Source organism: Alphaproteobacteria bacterium, assembly GCA_015231795.1.
In the GTDB taxonomy this organism is placed as follows: domain Bacteria; phylum Pseudomonadota; class Alphaproteobacteria; order Rhodospirillales; family WMHbin7; genus WMHbin7.
The window spans coordinates 108,126-121,095 of the sequence record JADGAX010000003.1; the positions used below are offsets into that span (position 1 = coordinate 108,126).

Here is a 12,970-nt window from a genome sequence, read left to right on the forward strand (position 1 = left end):
ATCCTCAATAATGATATCGGCATTGCACGATAACGGCTTGGCGGGAATCGCCAGCACCTTCCACCCGATAGACCAGCCGGTGTTCGCCGGTGATGCGTCGTGACCACCAGCCGGAAAGCGTGCCCTTCAAAGGTTCGGGCTTGCCCAGCCCCTTGAAGGGCTGGCGCGAGAGGTCTTTCAGCAGCTCGTTGATTTTGCCAACCACGTTTTTGTCGTTGGTCTGCCAGAAGAGATAATCGTCCCACGCCTCTTCGGTCCACAGCAGCTTCATTCAACGGCCCGCTTGCGCGGCTTGGCCTTGCCCGCATTGGCGCTGTTGATGGACGCCATCAGCCTAGCCGCGTTGACCGGGCTTTGCAGCAGATGAAGCGTTTCCATGATGCCGTCGAATTCTTCCTTATCCAGCAGCACGGCGGAAGGGGCGTTCTGGCGCGTCACCAGCAAGGGCGTGCGCGACTGGTGAACCTCGTCCAGGCGCTCGCGCAGATGTTCGCGCAGGTCGGTATAGGTGCAGGTGTTCATCGCCGCCTCCAGAAGACACGTACAGAAATATGTACATATCTTCTGAAAAGGTCAAGAAGCGCCTAACGCCACCTATGCCTTCGGCAGCAGCACATGGAAAGTGGCGCCGAAACCGGCCTGGCTTTCCACCCAGACCCGCCCGTTCAGATGTTCGACGATGCCGCGCGAGATGGCCAGCCCCAGCCCGGTGCCCGAAGGCTTGCCGGTTTGCTTGTCGCTGACTTGGCGGAATTTGTCGAAGATGGCTTCGTGATGGGCCTCGGGCACGCCGGGGCCGTTGTCAGACACCGTGAACAAGATGCCGTCCTCGCGGCTCGCCAGTTCGGCGCGGATGCGCCCGCTGCCCTGGGGGGCAAACTTCACGGCGTTGGACAATAGATTGATCAGCACCTGGATCAAACGGTCGCGGTCCGCCATCACTTGCAACTGGTTTGCCGGCAAATGTTCCAGGACGGCGATGCCCTTGTCCTGGGCCAAGCGGCGCGTGGCCGCCAGGGCGGCGTCCAGGGCTTCGTTGGCGTCGATGGGGCGGATGTCCCAGCCCAGCGATCCGGCCTCGACCTTGGCCAAGTCCAGCACCTGATTGATCAGGCGGGTCAGCCGCTCGCTTTCCTCGACCACGATGCGCAGGAATTCCTGGCGCTGTCCGGGATCGAGATCCGGGTTGTCGCGCAGGATTTCCGAGAAGGATCGGATCGAGGTCAGCGGCGTGCGCAATTCATGGGTGACGGTGGAAACGAAATCGTCCTTCAGCCGGTCCAGTTCCTTCAGCCGTTCGTTGGCGGCCTTCAATTCGGCGCTGGCGGCTTCCAGTTTCTGGCTGTAGGCGATCACCTGCGAGGCTTCGTCCAGAATCTCCATCACCTCGGTCAGGCCCATCACCTCGCCCTTGGCGACGTTGGCCACCATCACGCGGGCCGAGGCGGCGCCGATGGCGCCCGCCAGCAGCCGCTCGGCGAAGGCCACGAATTCCGCGTCCACCACTTCCATCTCGGCCAAATCCAAACCGCGCGCCTGGGCATGGGCCAAAAAGGCGCGCTCGGCATTCTCGGTGCCCACGAAGCGGGCGGTCAGCGCCAACAGGTCGGCCATCTGGGCGGTGCCCCGCCAGAAGCGCCCGCCGCCGGTTTCACCGGCAGGCTTCAGGGCATCGACGAACAAGGTGGCCTGAATGCGTTCCAGCGTGCCCTGGCTGGACAGCATCGATACCCAGACATACAGGCCCAGATTGGCCATCATGCTCCAGATCAAGGCATGGGTGATCGGCTCGAAGCCGGACAGGCCGAACAGGGCATAGGGTTTCAGCAATTCGATGCCGAAGGGTCCGGTTTCGATGAAGGCCCCGGAAATCCAGCCCGAACGGGCGAAGGAAGGCAGCAGCAGCGTATAGAACCAGATGGCGGCGCCCGCCGACAGACCAGCCAGGGCGCCGGTTCTGGTCGCTCCCTTCCACAGAATGCCGCCCAGCAGGGCGGGGGCGAATTGGGCGGCGGCGGCGAAACTGACCAGACCGATGGTGACCAAGGCGTAGGACTGGCCGATGAAATGCGCATAGAGATAACCCAGCGCCACCACGCCCACGATGGCCCAGCGTCGGATGCTGAGCAGCAGGCCCGACAGGTCGGCCCGGTCCTTCAAATGCGACGGCGACAGGCGAAGCAAGGCGGGCATCACCAGATCGTTGCAGACCATGGTGGCCAGGGCCACCGTTTCCACGATGATCATGCCGGTGGCCGCCGACAGGCCGCCGATGAAGGCGAACAAGGCCAGCGCGTTCTGCCCGGCGCCCAGCGGCAGGTCCAGCACGAACAGGTCGGGATTGACGCTGGTGCCATAGGCCAGCCGTCCCGCCAGCGCGATGGGCAGCACGAACAGATTGATCAGCAGCAGGTACAGCGGGAACATCCAGGCCGCTTGGCGGATATGGTCTTCCTGCACATTCTCGACCACGGCCACCTGGAATTGGCGGGGCAGGGTGATGATGACCAGACCAGACAGAAAAGTCAGCGCCACAAAATCGCCCATCGCATGCGCGTCGGGTAGCGTGAACAGGCGGTGAAGCTGCGGGTCTTGGGCGGCCTGCTGGAATAGTTGCGCCGGGCTTTCGAACATGAAAAAGCAGACGAACAATCCCACCGCGATGAAAGCCACCAGCTTGACCAGACTTTCGAAGGCGACGGCGGCCACCATGCCTTCATGGCGCTCCGAGGCGTCGATATGGCGCGTGCCGAACAGAATGGCGAAGGCGGCCAACAGCAGGGCCACGTAAAAGGCGGTGTCTTCCAGCACCGGCGGCACGGCCTTGTGCTCGGTTTCCGACAGCACCAAGGCCTGGAAGCTGGCCGAGACGGCTTTCAGCTGCAAGGAGATGTAGGGCATGATGCCGATCACCGCGATCACGGTGACCAGCCCGCCCAGCAGCGTGCTTTTGCCGTAGCGGGCCGACAGGAAATCGGCGATCGAGGTGACGCGCTGGGCCTTGGAAACGCGGGCCATCTTGCGCAGCAAGATCCACCACAGGGCGGCCATCAAGGTGGGTCCCAGATAGATGGGCAGGAATCCGACGCCGCCGGTGGCGGCGCGCCCCACGCTGCCGTAAAAAGTCCAGGACGTGCAATAAACGGCGATCGACAGCGCATAGACGCCGGGCCATGAAATCAGGCTTTTGCCCTGGTCGGCCCTTTTGTCGCCCCACCAAGCCAGCGCGAACAATAAGAAGAGATAGGCGAGTGCGACGGGGATGACCAGCCAGGGGTTCAGCATGGCGGCTACTCCTGCCCGCCATCTTGGCCGCGCGACAGCGCGCGGGCGATCAGAATGATCAGAGCGCCCCAGGCCAGAAAAAGATACAGATACAAAAGCGGGATGCCGAAAACCGTTTCATCACGGTTGAAGATGGACAGCCACGGCGGCAGGAACAGACCCATGCCCAGAAGGAAAATTCCCGCCAGCCTCGTCTCGCGCCCCCCCTGACTGGCCAGCCGTACATGAGGAGGGGCGCGGCGGTGGGGCATGGGCGGCTCCTAAAAACTTTCCTGGTTGGCGCGCATCTGGGCCGCCATGTTGGTCAGGCGCATCACTTGGCCCAGCGTGACGATACCTTGAGATTCCAGAATTTCGATCAGACGGACCAGCACGACAGCCGTGGCCAGCGCATCGCCAAGCGCCGTGTGCCGGTCGGGAATGTCGATATTGAAACGCAGCGCGATGCCGTCCAGCGAATGATCTTCCAGATGCTGGTCGGCCAAGCGCGACAGCAACAGCGTATCGACCACCGGATTGGTAAAGCGCACGCCGGTCGCCTTTTCCTTCAGATGCAGGAATTTCAGATCGAAGGCGGCGTTGTGGGCGGCCAGCACGGCGTCGCCCGCGAAGTCCTTGAATTGCGGAAGCACGATGGCGATGGGCGGCTTGTCTTTGACCATCTCGTCGGTGATATGGTGGAACTTGATGCTTTCGGGGGGGATTTTCCGTCCCGGATGGACCAGACGTTCGAAAGTTTCGCCGGTCAGCAATCGTCCATTCACCACGCGCACGGCGCCCATCGAAATGATTTCGTCGCCTTGCGACGGCTTCAACCCGGTGGTTTCCGTATCGAACACCACGAATGTCAGGGATTTCAGGCTGCGTCCGGCCAGATCGCCGACATCGGCATGCTGGGCCAGCAGGCTGAAATCGTAGAATTCAGGTCTGGGCGGCGGTCGGTCGGCCTCTTGCTTCAGGACCGGAGCCGACAAGGGGGTCAACAGGGGCAGGCGCAAAAGCGCATGGCCGCTTCCGGCGGGCTGGCTCCAGATTTCCGCGCCGTGGCGCTCCAAGGCGTCATAGACCGTTTCCGGTCCCTCGGCGCCTTCCAAAGGTTCGAACAGCCATTGCTTGATGTCCTGGTCTGAGAGCGTTTCCCCTTTCCAGATCAGGTCAAGATAGACCCGTCGGTCGCCCAGCTTGGTTTCGGCGTCGATTTCATTGACGGCGAAGCGCTGCGCCAGCCTTCTGGCCAATTGCGACAGCAGCAACAGCAGCAGATGGTGATCGGCCTGCAGCCATAGCGGCATGCCGACCAAAGTGACGCGCGGCCCGCCGCTTGGCGACAAACGTCTGTCCAGGCATGAAATCAAGTCCGAGCCGTGCAATTCGCCCATCGGCCAACGACCCAAGGCATGGCCGCGATAGGCCTTGGCCAGTTCGTCCAGCCGGTCGCTCAGACGCCTGGATTCGTCCAGGATCACGCGGTCGAAGGATTGTCGGACATCCGGCCTCATGTCGGGATAGCCGTTCAATGTTTCGGACGCGGCGCGCAGATTGGCGACCGGTTGGCGCAAATCGCGGGTCAGCGCCTTGCGTACCATGCTGGCGCGTTCCAGATCGTCGATGCGCCCGCTCATGTCGGTGAAGGTCAGGACATAGGCGGTTGTCTTGCCCGCGGGATCGAGAATAAGTCCCATGCGGCCTTCCAGCAGGCGCTTGGCGTCGGCGGTGGCGCACAGAAAGGGAAGCGTGTCCTCGGCCCCCGGCAGACCCGAACGGCGCTTGTGTTCCAGAAGCTCCAGCGTATGCAGAATGGCGGCCCTGGAGACCAGGGCGAAAAGCGGGCGGCCCAGCCCCACCGCTTCCGGGGTTCCGAACAGGCGCGTGGCGGTCTGGTTGTAAAGCAATAACTGGTGATTGAGGTTGCAGACCAGCACACCTTCGGCCAGATCGACCAGGATCACTTCCAGCCAGCGCTTTTGCTCTTCCGACTGGCGGGTGGCCTTTTCAAGTTCGGCGTTGAAGGCGCTTTGGCTGGTCGTAATGGATTCGGCCAGCTTAATCTGCGAGGGAACCAACTCGCCCAGCCAATGCCGGTCGGGAAAGATGGGCGCCCTGGCGTTTCCCCTGGTCTGGGCCAGATAGGCCGCCTCGCGGGCCATCAGCGCGGCAGGCGCCAGGATCAAGCGGTCGACCAGCAGCCAAGCCAGCAAAAGGGTTGCTGCCAAGATGCCCGACGCCGCCAACAGGAGCTTGCCTGCGGGCAGAATGGCAAGAATCCCCATCCCGATAACCGCCAGCAGCGCGAAAGAGATGGCTGCTCGGTTGCGATGTGTCACGGGCGGGCCTTTCAGTCGAGATATTGGCGAACCCGATCGACCACTTCCCGGGTCGAAAAGGGCTTGGTGATGTAATCGTCGGCGCCCATGGCCAGGCCCTTCTCGCGTTCGACGTCCCGGCCCTTGGCGGTCAGCATGATGATGCGCACATCCTTCCACAAAGGGTTGGCGCGCACGGTCTGGCAAACGTCATAGCCGTCGCGTTTGGGCATCATGACGTCAAGCAAGATCAGGTCGGGGGGCTGTTTGGCTACTTCATCGAGCGCTTGTTCGCCATCCCTTGCCACGCGCACCTCGAACCCCGCCTGGCGCATCAGAAATTCAAGCGACAAAACGATATTCGACTCGTCGTCGACCACCAATACCGAGCGGCCCATCCGCTTTCCTCCACCACTTGTTTTCGGCGTTTTTCGCCTCTTTGACTGAAGAGTATCAGAGGGATACGAAGCGCGCTACACTGGATGCCATGAAAAAGACGGGAATCGGTCTTCTGTTGATCGGCCACGGCGCAAGCCGGGGAGGCGGCGGTCCCGTGTGCCGTCTGGCCGAGCGCTTGTCGGACATGGGACGTTTCGACGAAGTGGCAGCCTGTTTTTGGAAGGAACGGCCCTTCGTTTCCGAAGGGCTAGGCTTGATCTCGTCGCCCACCGTGTTGGCCGTGCCGGTTTTCGCCACCGAAGGGCGCATCGCCAAGGAGATGATCCCCCGCGAAATGGGCTTGTCCGGACGCTTGACCCATCTGCCCGGCGGCAGACTTGTCCATTATCTACATCCAATTGGCGTTCATCCTGGGTTGGCGGCGCTGGCCGACGCCAGGGCGGCCAGAGCGGCTGAATCCGCCGGGTTCAACCCCAGCAAAGCAGCCTTGCTGCTGATTGCGCATGGCAACAAGCAAGGCGGCGGCGCTCGCGAGAGCGCCGAGCAACTGGCCGGGAGGCTTCGTGCGGCGGGTCGCTGGTCTTGCGTCAGGGTTATGTTTTTGGAAGAAGAGCCTCGGGCTGCGGATTGGCTGGAGCTGACCGGCGAGGATGAGGTGGTGGTTCTGCCCTTGCTGCTGGCGGAAGGTCAACATGCGGCGCACGACGTCGCACCGCTGTTCGGGCTTGAGCAACTGGGCGGCGGCGATCTTGTGCAGACCCGTTTCGGCGGGCGGCGGATTGCGATCTTGCAGGGGCTGGCCGACGATCAGGCCATGGCCTGGCTCATCCTTCGGATGGCTGAGGAGGCACTGCTTGGGCCCAACCCGCCATAAGTCCCGCCAGCTTGGCGGCGGTTGTGGCATCCAGGTCCAGGGTGGTGAAGCGTTTTCCTTCCTTGATCGAAACGCGCAGCATCTCGAAGCCGGAATCGTAGGTCAGGCGGATCAGGCGCACTTCGCGGCCCCAGGGTGCGGGGAAACGGGCCATTTCTTCCTGGCGCAATTCGTTCGGCTGATTGCCAGGCGGCGTCATCTCTTCGCTCATGGTCATTGGCTTTCCTGAATTCTGTCGTAATAGCGGGCGCGCCACAGCAGGCGCGGGGCGGATGCATCGTCCTTGAAAGACTGGCGCGTGTGAAGCACGTTATTTGACAACAATCCCTGGCCCGCTTCCAGGCGATGTTCGAACAGGCCGAAGGGCGGGTCGCGCAAAATCTCCTCCAAGGCCTTCTTGGCGGCCTGGACATTCGGCGCGGGGTTCCATTCGATCGAGCGGGTCCTGGCCGTGTAGCGCATATGCAGCTTGCCGTCCGGCCAGACCGAGAAGACCGGCCCCGCGCGCATTTGCCGATTGGTCATGTCGGCATCTTCATTGGGCGGAATGGCGAAGGCGTCGGGGCGCATCAAGGCTTCGATGAATGCGGGGTCGCGGTCTCGAAGGGCGATATAGGCCAGCTCGTGGTCCAAAAGCGCATTGACCCCACCTTCCCTGGCGGGCTGCTGGCACCACAAGACCAAGCCGCGCACTTGGTTTTCCATGCTGTTGTAATAACCGTCCGTGTGCCAGGCGATGGGCTTGTCGGTATAGGGAATATAGCGCTGGCGGGTGCCTTCGGGCGCCACCGACAGCGGGCTGATGCCGTCGTCGTCGGCCAGTTGGTTGGCATCCAGACGGGTCAGGCCGAAGCAGGCGCAGAACCGGCGCATGGTTTCCTTGGAGCAACTGGCCGAAGAGGCAGCGAAAACCGCCATATTGGCCCGGCTCACGAGACCGAGCAGGGCTTGGCGCTCGGCTGGCGTTGGGTTCCTTGGGTCGTTGATTTCGACCACCAAGTCGCCAACCCGGTCGGGCAGGGCCTGCAATTTGGCGTCACGCCAAGCCAGATAGGCTGCGATTTCCGTCAGATCGAAGGGAGATTTCATTATATAGGCCTCCTGCGTTGCTGCATGCTGCGCAGAAAATGCCGGTTAGACAAGGGGTTGTCTTTGAGAACGCTTCTTAAAATTAATTACCAAAGAATCTTTGCCTTTGTAAGAAAATGTGCTGGATTCCTCTTTCAACGATATATTATGATGTTTTCATGTAAGCCCCACGCCGAGAGATCCGGAAGGCTTTTGGCGAGAGAAGAGGGTTTGCGCATATTCGCAAGGACTGATAAAAGCCTGTGAGTTAGCGCAATGTGGAGGAGCACCGGCGAGGGCGGGGACGCTGTATTTCCCTGCATCCGCTCGGAACGATGCCTATCAAGGCTCTCAAGGTGGCCGCCTTGGGAAGCGTGTCATGTCGATGGTGGAGGAAAAGATGGCCAAACAGATGCCCAAGACGCCCCTTCTTGACCAATTGGAAAGCGGCCCCTGGCCCAGCTTCGTGACTGGTCTGAAGAGACTGGCGAAGTCGGACACCCGCTATGCCGACATGATGAAGGATTTGCTGGGTCAGCTCGAACATTCCTACGAAACCCGCAAGGGCTATTGGAAGGGCGGCACGGTCGGCGTGTTCGGTTACGGCGCGGGCGTCATTCCCCGCTTCTCCGAAGTCGCCGAGAAATATCCCGAATCCAAGGAATTCCACACCATCCGCATCATGCCGCCCGCCGGCATGCACTACACCACCGACCTGTTGCGCAAGCTGTGCGACGTTTGGGAGCGTCATGGCTCGGGCCTGATCGCCTTCCACGGCCAGTCGGGCGACATCATGTTCCAGGGTTCGACCACCGAGAACATTCAGCCCGCCTTCGACGAGCTGAACGAAATGGGCTTCGATCTGGGCGGCGCTGGCGCCGGCGTGCGCACTTCGGTCTCTTGCGTGGGCGCTGCCCGCTGCGAGCAAAGCTGCTTTGACGAGGCCAAGGCGCTGCGCATGACCATCAATTCGATGGTCGACGACATGCATCGCCCCTCGCTGCCCTACAAGTTCAAGGTCAAGTTCGCTGGCTGCGCCAACGACTGCGCCAACGCCATTCACCGCGCCGACATGGCCGTGATCGGCACCTGGAAGGACGACATTCAGGTCGACCAGAAGGCCTTCCAGCAGATCGTGAAGGAGCGCGGCCGCAAGGAGATCATCGATCAGGTGGTCCGCATGTGCCCGACGCAGGCGCTGTCGCTGAACGACGACGACACTTTGGACGTCGACAACAAAAGCTGCGTCCGCTGCATGCACTGCATCAACGTCTGCACCAAGGCGCTGAAGCCCGGCAAGGAACGCGGCGCCGCCATTCTGGTGGGCGGAAAGCGCACCTTGAAGGTTGGCGATCTGATGGGCACGGTGATCGTTCCCTTCATGCCGCTGAACACCGAGGAAGACTTCGAGGGTTTTGTCGAGCTGGCTCGCAACGCGCTGGAATTCTTCGCCGAAAACGCTCTCGAACACGAGCGCACCGGCGAAATGATCGAGCGCATCGGCCTGTCCAACTATTTGGAAGGCTTGGGGTTGGACCTCGATCTGAACATGATCGCCGCTCCTCGCTCCAACTCCTACGTCCGCATGGACGGCTGGGACGAGGAAGTGAAGAAGTGGAACGCCCGACACAAGTCGGCCGCCGAGTAAGTTAGACAACGAGATAGATAGAGAGACCGGAGGAATCCATGGCTGAGCCCCGTCGTCCAATTGAAAGCGGCGTTCCCGACCCGATGCCGTTCATGCATCCCTTGATGCGCAAAAACTATGGCCACTGGTCGTGGCACGATCGTCCGCGTCCGGGCGTTCTGCATCACGTCGCCGAATCGGGCGACGAGATCTGGACCGTCAAGGCTGGCACCCAGCGCCAGATGGACGTGTTCACCGTGCGCACCCTGTGCGACATCGCCGACAAGTTCGCCGAAGGCCACGTCCGCTTCACCGTGCGCTCGAACATCGAGTTCATGGTTTCCAAGAAGGACATGGTCGATCCCCTGATCAAGGCGCTGAACGACGCGGGCTTCCCGGTCGGCGGCACCGGCAATTCGGTGTCGATGATTTCGCACACCCAGGGCTGGCTGCATTGCGACATTCCGGGCACCGACGCCTCGGGCGTCGTCAAGTCGCTGATGGACGAACTGTACGAAGAGTTCACCAACGAGCGCATGCCCAACCGCGTGAAGATCACGACCTCTTGCTGCCAGATCAATTGCGGCGGCCAGGGCGACATCGCGATCAACATCCAGCACACCAAGCCGCCCAAGATCAATCACGATCTGGTCAGCTTGCAGTGCGAGCGCCCCGCCGTGGTGGCGCGTTGCCCGGTGGCGGCCATTCGCCCCGCCATGGTCAACGGCAAGCCTTCGCTGGAAGTCGACGAGAAGAAGTGCGTTTGCTGCGGCGCCTGCTTCCCGCCTTGCCCGCCCATGCAGATCAACGATCCCGAACATTCGAAGATCGCCGTTTGGGTTGGCGGCAAGCATTCCTCCACCCGCTCGCGTCCCACCTTCCACAAGCTGGTGGCGGCGGGCCTTCCCAACAACGCGCCGCGTTGGCCGGAAGTCGCCGAGACGGTGAAGAACATCCTGCGCGCCTATCAAAAGGATGCAAGGGCTTGGGAGCGCGTTGGCGAGTGGATCGACCGCATCGGCTGGCCGCGCTTCTTCGAACTGACCGGCCTGCCCTTCACCAAGTACCATCTGGAAACCTGGCGTGGCGGGCGTGCAAGCCTGAACGCTTCGGCCCATTTGCACTTCTAGTCGGGGGCGGGAATGAAGTTCGCCATTCTTGTCAACGAAGGCCCGTTCAACCATCAGGCCTCGGACTCGGCCTACCAGTTCGCCAAGGCGGCGCTCGCCAAGGGACACCAGATTTTCCGGGTGTTCTTCTATTACGACGGCGTCTACAACGCGAGCAAGCTGTCCGAGCCGCCCACCGACGACCGCAATGTCGTCGCCAATTGGGGCAAACTGGCCGAAGAGCATAAGCTGGATCTCGTCGTCTGCGTTGCCGCGGCGCTTCGCCGCGGCATCAAGGACGAGAACCTGGCACCGGGATTTCGCATCTCGGGCCTGGGCCAGTTGATCGAGGCCGGCATCCAGGCCGACCGTTTGGTCACCTTCGGCGACTAAGGGAGGGCAAGATGGAAGAAGAAATGGAAGCCGGCGTCGTCAAGAAGTTCATGTATGTGAACCGCAAGCAGCCCTATGGCACGGTCTATGCGCTTGAAGTGCTGGAAATGGTGCTGATCTCGGCCGCCTTCGATCAAGACGTGCATCTGGTCTTCACCGACGACGGCGTGCTTCAGCTGAAGAAGGGCATGGATACCGCCGCCATCGGCATGAAGAACTTTTCGAAGACCTATCGCGCGCTTGAGGGTTACGACATCGAGAAGCTCTATGTCGATCAGGAATCCTTGGACGAGCGCGGCTTGTCCGAAGACGACCTGTTGGTCGATGTCCAGGTCGTCAGCCGCGCCGAAATGGCCAAGCTGATGGACGACATGGACGTCATCCTGACGGCTTAATGAGAAGGAATGAGAGCATGAGCCTTCTGCACACCGTATCCAAGTCGCCCTTCGAGCGGACGAATTTGCAAAGCTGCCTGCAGCTGGCCGCGCCCGGATCGGCCATTCTTTTGTATGAAGACGCCGTGATCGGCGCGATGCAGGGCACGGCGTTGGCCGACCTTGTCGCAGGCGCCGCCAAAAGCTGCAAGCTGCACGTGCTGGGACCCGATCTGGCCGCGCGCGGTCTGGACGCCGCCAAGGTGCTTCCCGGCATTGCGGTCGTTGATTACGCAGGTTTCGTCGATCTGGCCGAACAGGCCTCGGCGGTTCAGGCGTGGTGCTGATTTAGAACTAAGAACCAGGACTTAGAGGAGAAAGATAAGATGGCTTACACTGCGGACGGCAAGACGGTCGAAGCTGACGAAGAAGGCTACCTCGTCAACATCAACGAGTGGAGCGAGGGACTGGCGGGTGAAATCGCCAAGGCCGAGCAGATCAACATGACGCCCGAGCATTGGGAAGTCGTGAACTTCCTGCGCGAGTACTACAACGAATACCAGATCGCTCCGGCGATCCGCGTGCTGACCAAGGCGATCACCAAGAAGCTGGGCGCCGACAAGGCCAGCAACAAGTACCTGTACGAACTGTTCCCGTACGGTCCCGCCAAGCAGGCGTGCAAAATCGCCGGTCTGCCGAAGCCCACGGGCTGCGTCTGATCCTGGCTTTGGCGCAATGAAATGCCGGAGGGGGCGGGCGATGAATCCTCCCCCCCGGTTCTGGGATGGAATGGGTAAGGGAAGGCCGGCATGACGGGCTTGAGCGTATTCTATGCTGCTCTGTTGTACGTGTCCGCCGCCGTTTTGGTGGCGGGGCTGGCGTTCAAGATTCGCCAGTACTGGACGACGCCTGCGCCGTTGAAGATCGCGGTGACGCCGGCGCCGACGACACAAGCTGGCGCCTATGTGCGCGTGGCGCGCGAAGCCGCCCTGTTCGAAAGTCTGTTCTATTCCAATCGCTGGCTGTGGATTTTCGCCATGGCCTTCCATGCGGGGCTGGCCCTGGTCCTGGTCCGTCATCTGCGCTATTTCATCAATCCGGTGCCCGACCTGCTGGCCTTGATCCAGCCGCTTGGCGTCTATGGCGGCATGGCGATGGTTGGGGGATTGCTGGTGCTGCTGCTTCGCCGCTTCGTCATCGACCGCGTGCGCTACATCACGCGTCCTTCTGACGTCCTGATGCTGTTGCTGCTGATCGGCATCGGCGTTTCCGGCTTCGGCATGAAATTCCTGCATCACACCGATGTTGTGGCGGTCAAGGCCTTCATCATGGGGCTTTACGTGTTCGACATCCGCGAACTGCCCGCCGAGCCGCCGCTGCTGGCCCATCTGTTCATGGTTGCGCTTCTGATGATCGTGTTTCCCTTCTCGAAGCTGCTGCATGTGCCGGGCGTTTTCTTCAGCCCCACCCGCAATCAGGCCGATGACCCGCGCGAGAAGCGCCATCTGGCGGCCTGGGCCGCCAAGTTGGAGGGCTAG

The 12,970-nt window shown here is 61.5% G+C and carries 16 protein-coding genes; 8 read left to right on the top strand and 8 right to left on the bottom strand.

All coding sequences use genetic code 11. The annotated features are described in order from the left end of the window. Window positions 1-4: 4 nt before the first annotated feature. The 6 genes from HQL44_08155 to HQL44_08180 all read right to left on the bottom strand — a co-directional run bounded on the left by HQL44_08155 (window position 5) and on the right by HQL44_08180 (window position 5,986). Window positions 5-271 (bottom strand): Txe/YoeB family addiction module toxin, encoded by a 267-nt coding sequence (locus tag HQL44_08155; protein MBF0268550.1) that lies wholly within the window; start codon window positions 269-271, stop codon window positions 5-7. Further along, window positions 268-522, bottom strand: a complete 255-nt coding sequence (locus HQL44_08160) for a type II toxin-antitoxin system prevent-host-death family antitoxin (GenBank protein MBF0268551.1) — start codon at window positions 520-522, stop codon at window positions 268-270. The genes HQL44_08155 and HQL44_08160 overlap by 4 nt, the downstream gene beginning before the upstream one ends. 72 nt (window positions 523-594) lie before the next feature. Next, window positions 595-3,285 carry a histidine kinase gene (locus HQL44_08165; GenBank protein MBF0268552.1) on the bottom strand — a complete coding sequence of 897 codons (2,691 nt, stop codon included), beginning with the start codon at window positions 3,283-3,285 and terminating at the stop codon, window positions 595-597. Window positions 3,286-3,290: 5 nt separating this feature from the next. Continuing rightward, complete coding sequence (locus tag HQL44_08170; protein ID MBF0268553.1) at window positions 3,291-3,536, bottom strand: hypothetical protein; 246 nt, start codon at window positions 3,534-3,536, stop codon at window positions 3,291-3,293. A gap of 9 nt (window positions 3,537-3,545) precedes the next feature. Continuing rightward, window positions 3,546-5,555: a PAS domain-containing protein gene (locus tag HQL44_08175; protein MBF0268554.1), complete on the bottom strand. Its 2,010-nt coding sequence runs from the start codon at window positions 5,553-5,555 to the stop codon at window positions 3,546-3,548. Between the two features lie 65 nt (window positions 5,556-5,620). Continuing rightward, window positions 5,621-5,986: a response regulator gene (locus tag HQL44_08180; GenBank protein MBF0268555.1), complete on the bottom strand. Its 366-nt coding sequence runs from the start codon at window positions 5,984-5,986 to the stop codon at window positions 5,621-5,623. Window positions 5,987-6,075: 89 nt separating this feature from the next. Between HQL44_08180 and HQL44_08185 the strand changes: the two genes are divergently transcribed. Further along, window positions 6,076-6,861 carry a hypothetical protein gene (locus tag HQL44_08185; GenBank protein MBF0268556.1) on the top strand — a complete coding sequence of 262 codons (786 nt, stop codon included), beginning with the start codon at window positions 6,076-6,078 and terminating at the stop codon, window positions 6,859-6,861. Here HQL44_08185 and HQL44_08190 read toward each other — a convergent pair. Beyond that, entirely contained in the window at window positions 6,812-7,072 is a 261-nt protein-coding gene (locus HQL44_08190; GenBank protein ID MBF0268557.1) for a hypothetical protein, read from the bottom strand. The genes HQL44_08185 and HQL44_08190 overlap by 50 nt on opposite strands. A gap of 2 nt (window positions 7,073-7,074) precedes the next feature. Beyond that, window positions 7,075-7,950, bottom strand: a complete 876-nt coding sequence (locus HQL44_08195) for a TauD/TfdA family dioxygenase (protein MBF0268558.1) — start codon at window positions 7,948-7,950, stop codon at window positions 7,075-7,077. Window positions 7,951-8,329: 379 nt separating this feature from the next. On the opposite strand from HQL44_08195, the gene dsrA reads away from it, so the two are divergent. From dsrA to HQL44_08230, 7 genes are all read left to right on the top strand, one after another. Continuing rightward, the gene (dsrA, locus tag HQL44_08200; protein ID MBF0268559.1) at window positions 8,330-9,577 is read left to right on the top strand and encodes a dissimilatory-type sulfite reductase subunit alpha; all 1,248 of its coding nucleotides are present in this window, start codon (window positions 8,330-8,332) and stop codon (window positions 9,575-9,577) included. Window positions 9,578-9,615: 38 nt separating this feature from the next. Next, complete coding sequence (gene dsrB / locus HQL44_08205; protein MBF0268560.1) at window positions 9,616-10,686, top strand: dissimilatory-type sulfite reductase subunit beta; 1,071 nt, start codon at window positions 9,616-9,618, stop codon at window positions 10,684-10,686. Between the two features lie 12 nt (window positions 10,687-10,698). Further along, a complete protein-coding gene (tusD, locus tag HQL44_08210; GenBank protein ID MBF0268561.1) occupies window positions 10,699-11,058 on the top strand; it encodes a sulfurtransferase complex subunit TusD in 360 nt (119 codons plus the stop codon). An 11-nt stretch (window positions 11,059-11,069) separates the two neighbouring features. After that, window positions 11,070-11,453: a sulfurtransferase complex subunit TusC gene (gene tusC, locus HQL44_08215; protein ID MBF0268562.1), complete on the top strand. Its 384-nt coding sequence runs from the start codon at window positions 11,070-11,072 to the stop codon at window positions 11,451-11,453. 17 nt (window positions 11,454-11,470) lie between these two features. After that, entirely contained in the window at window positions 11,471-11,779 is a 309-nt protein-coding gene (gene dsrH / locus HQL44_08220) for a sulfurtransferase complex subunit TusB (protein ID MBF0268563.1), read from the top strand. A gap of 39 nt (window positions 11,780-11,818) precedes the next feature. After that, window positions 11,819-12,151 (top strand): TusE/DsrC/DsvC family sulfur relay protein, encoded by a 333-nt coding sequence (locus HQL44_08225; GenBank protein MBF0268564.1) that lies wholly within the window; start codon window positions 11,819-11,821, stop codon window positions 12,149-12,151. Window positions 12,152-12,241: 90 nt separating this feature from the next. After that, window positions 12,242-12,970, top strand: a complete 729-nt coding sequence (locus HQL44_08230; protein MBF0268565.1) for a respiratory nitrate reductase subunit gamma — start codon at window positions 12,242-12,244, stop codon at window positions 12,968-12,970.